The sequence below is a fragment of the Mycobacterium sp. 852002-50816_SCH5313054-b genome (assembly GCF_001667185.1).
GTDB lineage: Bacteria > Actinomycetota > Actinomycetes > Mycobacteriales > Mycobacteriaceae > Mycobacterium.
The window spans coordinates 1-11857 of sequence record NZ_LZIC01000115.1; the positions used below are offsets into that span (position 1 = coordinate 1).

Annotated in this window: 8 protein-coding genes; 5 read left to right on the top strand and 3 right to left on the bottom strand. The window is 61.9% G+C overall.

The genetic code is table 11. The features are described 5' to 3' along the window. Positions 1 to 599: GMC family oxidoreductase (locus A5787_RS20880; RefSeq protein ID WP_231994093.1), on the top strand; the 599-nt coding region annotated here is incomplete at its 5' end. A 51-nt stretch (positions 600 to 650) separates the two neighbouring features. Here A5787_RS20880 and A5787_RS20885 read toward each other — a convergent pair. Next, a complete protein-coding gene (locus tag A5787_RS20885; RefSeq protein ID WP_066970549.1) occupies positions 651 to 1919 on the bottom strand; it encodes a glycosyltransferase in 1269 nt (422 codons plus the stop codon). A 367-nt stretch (positions 1920 to 2286) separates the two neighbouring features. On the opposite strand from A5787_RS20885, the gene A5787_RS20890 reads away from it, so the two are divergent. From A5787_RS20890 to A5787_RS20905, 4 genes are all read left to right on the top strand, one after another. Then, positions 2287 to 3699 (top strand): hypothetical protein, encoded by a 1413-nt coding sequence (locus tag A5787_RS20890; RefSeq protein ID WP_066970551.1) that lies wholly within the window; start codon positions 2287 to 2289, stop codon positions 3697 to 3699. A 321-nt stretch (positions 3700 to 4020) separates the two neighbouring features. After that, on the top strand, positions 4021 to 4437 hold the full coding sequence (locus A5787_RS20895; protein ID WP_066970642.1) for an MmpS family protein: 417 nt from the start codon (positions 4021 to 4023) through the stop codon (positions 4435 to 4437). After that, positions 4434 to 7304, top strand: coding sequence for an RND family transporter (locus A5787_RS20900; RefSeq protein ID WP_066970553.1), 2871 nt, complete (start codon positions 4434 to 4436; stop codon positions 7302 to 7304). The genes A5787_RS20895 and A5787_RS20900 overlap by 4 nt, the downstream gene beginning before the upstream one ends. A 143-nt stretch (positions 7305 to 7447) precedes the next feature. Next, positions 7448 to 10363 (top strand): RND family transporter, encoded by a 2916-nt coding sequence (locus tag A5787_RS20905; RefSeq protein ID WP_066970555.1) that lies wholly within the window; start codon positions 7448 to 7450, stop codon positions 10361 to 10363. 46 nt (positions 10364 to 10409) lie between these two features. Here the strand turns inward: A5787_RS20905 and A5787_RS20910 are convergent, their stop codons facing one another. Together A5787_RS20910 and A5787_RS20915 are read right to left on the bottom strand one after the other, a co-directional pair. Then, on the bottom strand, positions 10410 to 10946 hold the full coding sequence (locus A5787_RS20910; RefSeq protein ID WP_197507317.1) for a PE family protein: 537 nt from the start codon (positions 10944 to 10946) through the stop codon (positions 10410 to 10412). Positions 10947 to 11313: 367 nt separating this feature from the next. Continuing rightward, entirely contained in the window at positions 11314 to 11784 is a 471-nt protein-coding gene (locus A5787_RS20915) for a hypothetical protein (RefSeq protein ID WP_066970559.1), read from the bottom strand. Positions 11785 to 11857: the final 73 nt, after the last annotated feature.

Consider the following 11857-nt stretch of genomic DNA (forward strand, 5'->3'; position numbering starts at 1 on the left):
ACGACTTCTACTTCTGCGAGGGGCAGAAATACGGCACCCTGCAGTCTGCGGGCGCGATGGCTCCGTGGCACCCCTTGGGGATGATGACCAACCAGCCGGGCGGGCTGCCGAAGGCACTGCGCCTGGTGAGCCCGGCGGTGCGGCCGCTCTACGAGCGGATCATCAACGGTGGACTGGTGCTGGCCGCGATCATGGAAGACCTGCCCTATCTCGACAACCGAGTGCTTCCGTCCGATCGACCCGGCTCGGACGGCCGCCAGCGGCTGCGACTTCAATACCGTTTAAACCCTGGAGAGATCGAACGCCGCGCGGCGTTTCTGCGGCAGATAAAAGAGGCGTTAAAGCCCTTCCGCACACTCACACTGCGGACCGGTGAAAACAACTCGACGTTGGGCCACGTCTGCGGCACCTGCCGCTTCGGTACCGATCCCAAAACCAGCGTGCTCGACCCGCAAAACCGGGCGCACGAAGTCGACAACCTCTACGTGGCGGACGCCTCGTTCTTCCCATCGAGCAGCGGTTTGAACCCCAGTTTGACGGTCGCGGCCAACGCCTTGCGGGTGGCCGCACATGTGAACCAGGCGCATTTCGCCACCTGACCCCCTTGAATTCGTCTGTGCGCGAATCGATCCGCGATTCGCCGTCGCCGATCAGCCAACGCGCTTGCGGCGGGCGAAGTCTTCCACGAAATCGGCGGCGGCCGCGACGCTTTCGGCCGGTGCGGTCATCCGAGTGGCGAGCTCGCGGGCCCGAGCGACGTATTGCGGAGCGAGAACGATCCGCAGGTCTGCGACCAATGATTTCTCGGTAGCGGTCGAAAAGCGACGGGCGGTGCCCACTTTCAGCCGTTTGACCGCGGCTCCCCAGATGCCCTGAACGTCTGCCATCCAGAGGATCAACGTCGGGACTCCGGCGCGCAGGCCCGCGGCCGTGGTGCCCGCACCACCGTGGTGCACGACCGCGCGACAGGCCGGAAAGATTGTCGCGTAATTCACCGCGCCCACCACCTTGACGTGCTCGAAATGGGGGGCGTTGCTGAAGTCAGAGGCGGCGGCGCAAATCAGCGCCCGTTCGCCCAGCTGCGCGCAGGCCATGCCGATCATGGCGATCGTATCCGCGGCGGATTCGACCGGGATGCTGCCAAACCCGAAGAAGATCGGCGGTGTTCCCGCGGCAATCCACGAGGCCACCTCTTCATCGGCATCCGTCGGTGATTCCATCGTCAGCGTGCCGACAAAGGGCCGTTGTCCATCCCACTTCGCCCATTCGGTTGCCAAGCCCGGAAAACACACCTCGTCGTAAGCCTGGATTTCCAGCGATCCTTGTCCGGCGATCCGCCCCGGCGCGGGACCCGTGGCCTTGGGTAGGCCCAATTCCCGGCGCTGCGCTTCCTCGACCTTTTTCACCCCACGCCAAACCAGCCACTCGTAGACCCGCATCGCTGAGCGGATGATCGGCGGCGGCAGCGTCGGGACGAGGCGTCCGTTGACCCGTATCGGGAACCACAGCAGCGTGGCCAACGGAATGTCGCGAAACTCCGCGACGCTGGTGGCGAGCTCCTGGTAACTCATCCCGGTCAACAGCAGGTCGGCCCCGTCCGTCACCGAGGCCAGCATCGTGCTCATGTCCGCCCAGTAGCGGGTGCCCGGTTCCCGAGACTCACGCAAAAACGCGCGCACATCCCGGATCCTCCAGAAGTTCCGGAAGAAATATGCCCAGAAGTTGCGGGTCGATTCCAGCCACGCCTGAACATCCGGCCCGTACTCGACCGCCGCGAGCCCCGCCGCCTCCGCGAAACCGACCAGGTCCGGCGAGACGGCCATGCACACGTCGTGCCCGCGGCGCAGCAACTCACGGCCGACAGCGACGCCGGGTTCGACATCGCCGCGAGTTCCATAGAACGCCAGCACAAATTTCATCGCGTGATGTGGCCCTTCACTTGCCGTGCGCGTTCTGCGAAATGAAAGCGGCAGACCGGGTGCCCAGCTCAGCCGCCCAGCAGCATAACCCCGATACCGGCGCGAGCTACGGACAATCTCGAAGTTTGACGGCCACACCGATACCGTCGTCTACGACGCCGATTTGGCCTCCACAGACTGAATTTCAGACATCAGGCGACCGCGCACTCCGGTGAAATTCCACCGGACGTCGCCTCACCGAACGCAGTTAGGTCTTGGCCAAATGCTCGGCCGAGCGGATGCACCCGAGGCTAATCTGCTATGAATCGGTTCGACCGCATTAATGCCGGCCGTCGCCGGCGAATCTTCTGTCATAGGAGGCTAATCAGTGCCAATTCGGATACGCCGCGCACGCGCATCCTCTAACGGTCGCGGCTCCAATGGCGAGGCGCGGCCGGACAATCTGCTGGCACTGGTGGACCAAGGCTTCTTTGACGGCCAGCGCGCCGTCGGCCAGACGGAAGTCATGCAGGTCGTGTGGGTCTATGAGCACCCCATAGACTTTGACGGGCTGAAACGCCTCCACCACAACCTCGGTCACGGGTTGTCCGGACGGCTTATTGAGCGGTCGCCGCTGCCGTTCGGCCGGCATCGGTGGGTCCTCGATCGAGGGCCGGCGGAGATCGAATTCGCCGATCGCGCCCGGCCCCGCGCCGAACTCAGCGACTGGGCCGATGAACGTTCACAAGTGCCCGTTGATCCGGAGGAAGGTCCCGGCTGGCATCTCTGCGTCCTCCCCCTGACGGACGGCTCGACCGCGGTCACCTGGGTGATCTCCCACTACATTATTGACGGCGTCGGGGGTCTCGTCGCGGTAGCTGATGCGATCCTGGGCACGAACCGCGATCTTGGCTATCCGCCGCCGCGCTCGCGGAATCGACTGCGCGCGGTGACACGGGATCTCCGCCAAACAGCTCAAGACACACCTGAGGCCGCCCGGGCGTTCGTCGCGTTGGCAAAACTGACCCGCCGTCAGCGGCGCGATGCTGCCCAATCACCGCCAGCACCGAAAGCTGTCACCCGCCGGAGAGACGACGGTGCCGACCCGATAATCCTCCCGGGTGTCGCGATCCTCGTCGACCTGGATCAATGGGATGCCCGTGCGAAGTCTCTCGGCGGGACGAGTACCACGTTGGCCGCAGGGTTCACCGTGAAACTCGCAGAGCACCTGGGGCGTCGGCGGGACTCCGACGGCGCGGTCACTCTGCAAGTCGTTATGACCGACCGCGCCGACGGCGATACGCGTGCGCTCGCGGTGTCGTTTGCCCGTGTCAGCCTCGACCCGACCGCGTTAACGGCGGATCTGCGCGACACCCGAGCCGCCATCAAGCAGGCGCTGAAGGCTTTAGAGAGCGCGCCAGATGAATCTTTACAACTGGCGGCGCTGTCCCCGTTCACCCCGAAGCGGATGTGGAGACGCGGAGTCGAGACGCAGCTCAACGACCCCGATATGCCGGTGATTTATTCCAACCTCGGCGACGCCGGCTCGGTGGTGAGCCGTGCCGACGGCACTCAGTGCGAGCACGCCTGGGCACGAGGTACGAAGGCACACGCGACGCACCAACAGCTTGAGCGAACGGGCGGCTATATGCAGCTGGTGTCGTGCCGCACGCCCGCGATCGGCAAGATCTACCTCACCGTCGTCGCCTACCAGCCGGGCGCTGAAAACACCAAGCCCGCTCTGCGCGCACTGGCTGCGCGCACACTGGCCGACTTCGGGCTGACGGGTGAGATCGACTAACTGAGGCTTGTGGCTGAGGCCGCTTCACGACGCCATACTGAGAACTTCCTTAAATCCCGGTCAGACGCTGTTGGCCTCCATTAGGTTTGCATCCGTAATTCAACTCGTGTCGGTTAGGGTGGTGCGGTGGTCTGGGGCAGTGTGCACGATGTTGAGCCGGCGCGATCCGATATCGCCGTCGAGACCGGCCAAGATGCCGGCCTCCCGCCCGGCCCCCGACGTGTTCTCTTTCGAGGCTCTCGCCAACCTTCGTCCGCACTTCGGGCACAAGTTGGATCTGGAACGAGTCGCCGAAATTCGGGGCCTCTGATTTTCCGGGCCCTGCGGCGGCTTTGGATCCCTTTGGTCGTACTGATGGTGATCGCCGTTGGAGGATTTACCGTGTCGCGACTGCACGGCCTCTTCGGCTCCGAGAAGCGCCTCTCGTATGCCGACACCAGGGTCGACAACAAGCCTTACAATCCCCAGCACCTGAGGTACGAGGTCTACGGCCCGCCAGGAACCGTGGCCTTGATCAGCTATTACGACGACACTGGTTCCCCGCAGCATGTTGACGCGGCAAGGCTGCCATGGTCATTGGAATTCGCGGTCACCGCGGCGACGGGCATCGGAAGTGTCGCGGCGCAGGGTGACACTGACAGCATCGGTTGCCGCATCCTTCTGGACGGAGTGGTCAAGTCCGAGAAGGTCACCAACGAGGTAGGCGCCTTCACGTCCTGCATGCTGAAGGGCTCATGACCAACCATCAGCTACAGGACAGTCAGCCGTTGGTAGCGCGGACGATCCGTCGATTTTCGGTCGCCATCATCTTGGGGTGGTTGGCGATCATAGCCGTGCTCAATTTCTTCGTCCCCCCACTGGAGCAGGTCGAGAACCAGCATTCGGTCTCTCCCACTCTCACAAATGCGCCGTCCGCCACCGCGTCGCAGCGGCTGAATGAAGACTTCAAGGCAGCTGACCAAACTGGCCAATCGGGCTCCGGCAGTGTGGCGACGATCGTTTTAGAGGGTCAGCAGCCCCTCGGCGACGATGCGCACAGATATTACGATCGTTTAATTGCTCAGTTGAAAGACGATCCGAAACATGTGATACATGTCAACGATTTCTGGGGTGATGAATTAACCCGACAGGCCGCGCAGAGCGCCGATGGTAAGGCCGCATATGTCTTGGTGATTCTCACTGCGGGCAACGACTCGATCGAAGCCGTTCAGCATATCGTCGCGCGGACGCCCGCGCCGCAGGGAGTCAAAGCGTTTGTCACCGGGCCTGCGGCGATCATTTCGGACATGAGCCATAGTGGCGACAGAACGGTTGCCACAATAACCCTGGTAAGCATCGCGGTCATCTTCATCACGCTGCTGCTCGTCTACCGTTCTATCGTCACCGTAATTCTGTTGCTCATGGTGGTCGGCATCGAACTAATGGTGGCCCGCGGAATTGTCGCATTCATTGGTTATCACGGGATAATCGGTCTGAGCACCCTCGCCGTCAATCTGCTGGTATCCCTCGTGATCGCGGCTGGAACTGACTACGGGATATTTTTCATCGGGCGGTATCAGGAGGCGCGTCAGGCCGGCAAGGACAGAGAAACGGCGTTCTTCACTACGTACCACGGAGTCACCAAGGTCGTCGTGGCCTCGGGTTTGACGATCGCCGGGGCACTTTACTGCCTGGTCTTTACCCGGCTGCCCTCCTTCTACGTGCTGGCCGTCCCATGCGCCGTGGCCGTGCTGGTCGCCGTCGCGGTCGCTATCACGCTGATCCCGGCGGTTCTTACGGTCGGAAGCCGTTTCGGTTTGTTCGAACCCAAGCGGAAAATCAGCTATCGCCTATGGCGGCGGGTAGGAACGGCGATTGTTCGATGGCCCGCGCCCATTCTCGTCGCGGCGCTGGCAGTAACGCTTGTCGGGTTGTTGACGCTGCCGGGCTACAGCCCCAGCTACAACGACCAGAAATTTATCCCCAAAGATATCCCCGGAAATTTGGGGTATGAGGCCGCGTCGCGACATTTTCCCCCGTCCGCAATGATGGCGCCCGAAATCTTGCTGGTCGAGACCAATCACGATCTGCGGGATTCGGCCGATTTTCTGGTGTTGGAGAAACTGGCCAAGGCGGTCCTCGCCGTGCCGGGCATTTCGACCGTGCAGGCCGTAACACGGCCCGAGGGAACCCCGATCAAGCACACGACGATCCCGTATTTGCTCAGCATGCAAGCCGCCGGCCAGCAGCAATTCCTCACTTTTCAGCGGGAGCGCATGAAGGACCTGCTCAAGCAGGCCGATCTGATAACGGAAGCGATCAACGTCACGCAGCGCATGTATGACGTGATGAAGCAACTAGTCGCCACCACGCATGACGTCGTCGGCCACACGCATGAAATGCAGGCCCTCACCAGCGAGCTGCGGGACAACATCTCGAATTTCGAGGATTTCTTCAGACCGATCCGCAGCTACTTCTACTGGGAAAAGCACTGCTTCGACATTCCGATTTGCTTCTCGATCAGAAGCGTATTTGATTCGCTCGACGGTGTTGACGCGGTGAGCGATAAGCTGATTCTGCTGGTAGCAGATCTCGATCAGGTCGACGCGCTGCTGCCGCAGATCCTCGCCCAGCTGCCGCAGACGATCGCGATAATGCAGGAATCGCGGACCATGTTGCTTACCATGCACAGCACCATGTCCGGCGTTCTCGGAAACATGGGCGACAACAACAATAATGCGACCTCGATGGGAAGAGCGTTCGACACCGCCCAAAACGACGATTCTTTCTACCTGCCGCCGGAAACTTTGAAGAACAAAGACTTCCAGCGGATCATGAACATATTCGTGTCGCCGGATGGCAAGGCCGTCCGCATGCTCATCCTGCAGAAGGGCGACCCCTCGTCGTCCGAAGGCCTTTCGCGGGTTGACGGGATAAAGAGCGCGGCCGAAGAGGCGCTCAAGGGAACTCCGCTGGAAGACTCGAAGATCTACCTCTCCGGCACCGCAGCCTCGGTGCGGGACCAGGTGCGGGCTTCCACAATCGACCTCATGATCGCGGGAATCGCGGCGCTCTGCCTGATTTTCATCGTGATGCTGATCATGACGCGGAGCTTTGTTGCGGCGCTGGTTATCGTCGGCACGGTATTGCTTTCGCTCGGCGCGTCCTTCGGGCTCTCCGTGTTTGCCTGGCAGAATTTGCTCGGCATACAAATACACTGGTCAGTGCTGGTGATGTCGGTGATCGTTCTGCTGGCGGTGGGGTCTGACTATAATTTGCTGCTGGTCGCCCGGATGAAAGAGGAGATCGGCGCCGGCATAAACACCGGCATCATTCGCGCCATCGGTGGCACCGGCAAAGTCGTGACGAACGCGGGGCTGGTCTTCGCGTTCACCATGGGGTCCATGCTCGTCAGCGATCTGCGCACCATCGGCCAGGTGGGCACGACGATCGGTCTCGGTTTGTTGTTCGACACGCTGGTCGTGCGCGCGTTCATGACGCCGTCCATCGCCGCGCTGCTGGGCCGCTGGTTCTGGTGGCCGCAACAGGTTCGCCCCCGTCCCGCAAGTTCCTTACTTCGGCCTACGGGACCCCGTCCGTTGGTACGCGCCTTATTGCTGAGATAGCGGCAGTCAGTGGCGCATTTCCAGTTCAGGACGAGACCGGCAACCGTGGAGAGCATCGTGGCACAGGGCGATAGCGAAACCAGTGGCTGCCGCTTCGCGTCGTGCGGAGTGGGCGCGCCCACCGGTTGCGTGTTGAAGGCCGCATGAGCACCGAACACCCTCGGCGACCCTTCTTCGCGCGGATGATCCGCGGGCTTTCGCTTGTGGTCATTCTGGCGTGGGTGGCGTTGACGCTGGTTGTGACGTTTGGGGTGCCTCCTCTGGAGCGGGTCGGCGAACAGCATTCCGTACCGCTGGCTCCCCAAGACGCGCCGTCGGTGCGGGCCATGACGAGCATGGGCAAGGCCTTCAAGGAGTCCGATTCGGACAGCTTCGCGATGATCGTGCTGGAGGGGCAGCAACCGCTCGGGGAGGACGCTCGTACCTATTACCGGGAGTTGGTTCGTGAGTTACGAAACGACCCGCGGCATGTCGAACACGTGCAGGATTTGTGGGGAGATCGACTCACGGCGTCGGGCGTGGAGAGCCCCGACCACAAGGCCACATATGTGCAATTGAATCTGGCCGGCAACCAGGGCACCAGCCTGGCGCAGGAATCCGTGGCGGCGGTCCGGCAGATCATCAAGCAGCGGCCGCCCCCGCCCGGTGTCCAGGTCCATCTCACCGGCCCGGCAGCGCTCATCCCGGACATGGTGCGCAGCGGCAACGACTCTCTGCTGAAGATGACGCTGATAGCCGGAGTGATCATCTTCGTGGTGCTGCTACTCGTCTACCGTTCGGTCACCACCGTGATTCTGGTGGTGATCGGAGTCGGGGTCGAAGTGGGCTCGGCTCGAGGGATCATCGCGTTTCTCGCCGATCACAACTTTGTCGTGCTCTCGACATTTGCCATCAATTTGCTGGTGGCCCTTTCAATGGCGGCCGGGACCGATTACGGAATATTCTTTTTCGGGCGTTATCAGGAGGCCCGTCAGGCCGGCGAGGACCCCGAAACGGCCTACTACACCACCTATCGCAGCGTCGCTCCCGTCGTCTTGGGTTCCGGTTTGACTATTGCCGGGGCAATGTTGTGCCTGAGCTTCACCCGGATGCCCATTTTCCAGACCATAGGTGTGCCCTGCGCTGTGGGTATGCTCGTCGCGGTCGCGGTGGCGGTCACGCTGGTTCCGGCGGTTCTGACGACCGGAAGTCGCTTCGGACTGTGCGACCCCAAGCGGAGGATCGCGCAAAAGCGATGGCGAGGGTTCGGCACCGCGATTGTCCGCTGGCCCGCACCCATTCTCGTCGCAACGTTGGCCGTCGCCCTGGTCGGCCTGGTGACGCTGCCGGGCTACAAAACAAGCTATGACGACCGATCTTATCTACCCAGGGACCTTCCCGCTAATTTGGGGTATGCGGCGGCCGACCGCCATTTCTCGCAATCGCGAATGTTGCCCGACATTCTGATGGTTCAAGCAGATCACGATATGCGCAATCCGGCGGACTTCCTCGTTCTCCACAAAATAGCGAAAGCGATTTTTCGGGTGCCAGGGATTTCCCGGGTGCAGGGCATTACCCGGCCCGAGGGAACACCCATTGAACACACTTCGATCCCTTTCCTGATCAGCCTGCAAAATGCGTCGATGCTACAAAACCTGCAATTCATGAAAGCCCGCATGGATGACATGCTCAAAGAGGCCGACTCGCTGGCTCAACAGATCGCGATATTGAAGCACCTCTACGAATTGCAGAAACAGCTCACCGCCGTTGCCCATGACACGGTCGCCGTTTCAAAAGATATAGAAAGCATCGTGGATGAGCTGGAAAACCACGTCGCGGATTTCGACGATTTCTTCAGGCCGATTCGAAGTTACTTCTACTGGGAAAAGCACTGCTTCGATATCCCCATATGCTTTGCCCTGAGGTCGATATTTCAGCTATTCGACGGTGTCGATGCGCTGCGCGATACATTGCACCTAGTCATTAAAGATGCGGTGCAGGCGGACGAACTGGCGGCGCAGCTACTGGAGCTGACCCCGCCACTGATCGCGATCGCCGAGGCTACGCGCGTAACGCTGTTGACGAACCACAGCACCACGTCCGGGCTTCTCGGTCAGCTGGACGACGCGAGCCAAAACGCGACCGCCATGGGCCAGGCGTTCGACGCGGCGAAGAACGACGACTCCTTCTACCTGCCGCCGCAGGTCTTCCAGGACGCGGACTTCCGGCGCGCGATGGCTTCCTTCGTGTCTCCGGACGGGAAAGCGGCCCGGTTCATCATTTCGCACAGGGGCGACGCCGCGACGCCCGAAGGCATAGCGCGGATCGATCCGATCAGGAAGGCGGCCGAGGAAGCGCTCAAGACGACCCCGCTGGACAGCGCCACGATTTCTATCGCCGGCGCCGCGTCGACCTACAAAGACTTCGGCGACGGCTCGAAATACGACCTGTGGATCGCGCTCGTGGGTGCGCTTTGCCTTATTTTCGTCATCATGCTCGCCCTGACGCGAAGTTTTGTGGCCGCCCTGGTCATCGTGGGCACGGTGGTCCTGTCCTTGGGCGCATCGTTTGGGCTGTCGGTTTTGGTGTGGCAGTACATTCTGGGCGTCAAATTGCACTGGATGGTGCTTCCGATGTCGGTGATCGTCCTTTTGGCGGTGGGATCGGACTACAACCTGCTTCTGGTAGCCCGGATGAAAGAGGAAATCGCCGCCGGCATAAATACCGGCATCATCCGCGCCATGGGCGGCACCGGAAAGGTCGTGACCAACGCGGGCCTGGTGTTCGCCTTCACGATGGCCTCGATGATCTTCAGCGACTTGCGGATTATCGGCCAGCTCGGCACCACCATCGGCTTGGGCCTGTTGTTCGACACGTTGGTCGTGCGCTCGTTCATGACACCGTCCATCGCCGCGCTGCTCGGACGCTGGTTCTGGTGGCCGCAGACAGTGCGCCCACGCCCGGCCAGCTACATGCTCCGTGACTCCGGGCCACGTCCACTGGTGAGGGCTTTGCTGCTCAGGGAGGACGACCGCGGCGACGACGCGGCCACGATGGAGCTCCCTAAGCTATCCGTCTAGGTCGCCTTGCGCGTTCAAGGGCGCCAAGGCATTTCACGAAATCCGATTATGGTATCGGAATCGTTGCGCCAGTCAGGAGTTTGGCCAAGGTTTGCTCCAAGGCGATCAATCCAGCGAGCGTCAAATATGTCAGAACCAGTGCCTCGTATCCAATATAAACCGGTAGCTCGAGGAAGCTTAAGAAGAATTTCAAGACGCCTGTCGTGCTGTTATAGAGACCATTAAACGCCGAGAGCAGGCTAGCCGGCGCGTCGATGAGCCCCTGAATAATCGAGTTCGGATCGAAAGCCACCGACGCGGCATTGACTGCCTCGGCGGCCGCATAGGAGCCGGCGCCCGCGGTCAACTGCTGCGCGAAGTGCTCACCGAACGCCGTGGCCTTCCCGAGCAGCCCCTGAAACTCCTGGGCGGCCCCGGAGAACACCTGTGCGATGGCCGCCGACACCTCATCGGCGGCCGGGGGTAGCACCGCGGCGATAGAGGCCGCCGCCGCCGTGTGTGCGGCGCCGAGCGTCGAACCAATAGCGGAAACATCCGTTGCCGCGGCCGCCACCATCTCGGGTGACGCGATCACATACGCCATATCCATCCTCCAGGCCGGTCATCAACGACCCAGCGGCAAAGCGAGAAGCATGACTGGGTCGCGCCCGTCACGGAGATTACACACAAGTACAACTGCGCGGGGCAGCTTCGGCTGATCGCGCCGAACAAAACTTGGCGGCAGTGCAAACCGGCTGCAACTGCCGCTTCCGACCTGGTCGAAAAAGCCCGAAAAGCGTGCGGTCCTCCGGGTCGTCGCGTTCCTACCGGGCCGCGCGCTTGGAGCCGCTCCTGAAACCGTGCCGGATGGCCTCGATAAGCCACAACTTCATCATCGACGGTCGGGCTCCCGGGACGTCCCCGGCCGGCGGGATCGCAGTGGCTTCGCGCGCGGCCCTCCGGCCGCAGTCTCAGCCCGCGTCTCGCAGCATCGGCTGCGCGGCCGAGGGCAACTCGACAACCACCGTCGCCTCAGCAAACAGATCGACGGCCTCGGCGATGGTGCGGTCGATGAAGGAGGCGAAATCCTCGAAAGAGATGCTGTCCTGGATCCACCGGGATCCACGGGCCACGAGGCCGACGCGTTGTGGATCGGAGCAACCGTGCACGATCGCGGTGACTTTGCGGTTCCGCTTGTTCCACGTGTCAGCTAACCGGGTCAGCCAGGGGCGGTCGGCGGCGCGGAAGGAGGACGCCGGAGCGACCCCGATGGTCAACATGTCGCCGAATGACGGGGAGATCCCGAGGTGGACATGGAGCCGCCCGGAATCCGCGTTGACGACACAGAAGTATTCGCCATCGTGCTCACCCCTGAGGAACCGCAGCCCGGAGGTCGACAGATAGCGTTCGATCAGGTTCCTGGAGAGCGACTGAGCTGTCATGCGCCTTAGTCTGAGGCCCGCGGCTTTGCGGACCCTTTGAGAGAACCCTGGCGGGAACGAAGAATCTGCTGAT

Coding starts and splice junctions, on each gene's coding strand:
- A5787_RS20885 (WP_066970549.1), bottom strand. CDS start 1,919: ATGAAATTTGTGCTGGCGTTCTATGGAACTCGCGGCGATGTCGAACCC.
- A5787_RS20915 (WP_066970559.1), bottom strand. CDS start 11,784: ATGACAGCTCAGTCGCTCTCCAGGAACCTGATCGAACGCTATCTGTCG.
- A5787_RS20900 (WP_066970553.1), top strand. CDS start 4,434: ATGACCAACCATCAGCTACAGGACAGTCAGCCGTTGGTAGCGCGGACG.
- A5787_RS20905 (WP_066970555.1), top strand. CDS start 7,448: ATGAGCACCGAACACCCTCGGCGACCCTTCTTCGCGCGGATGATCCGC.
- A5787_RS20910 (WP_197507317.1), bottom strand. CDS start 10,946: ATGGCGTATGTGATCGCGTCACCCGAGATGGTGGCGGCCGCGGCAACG.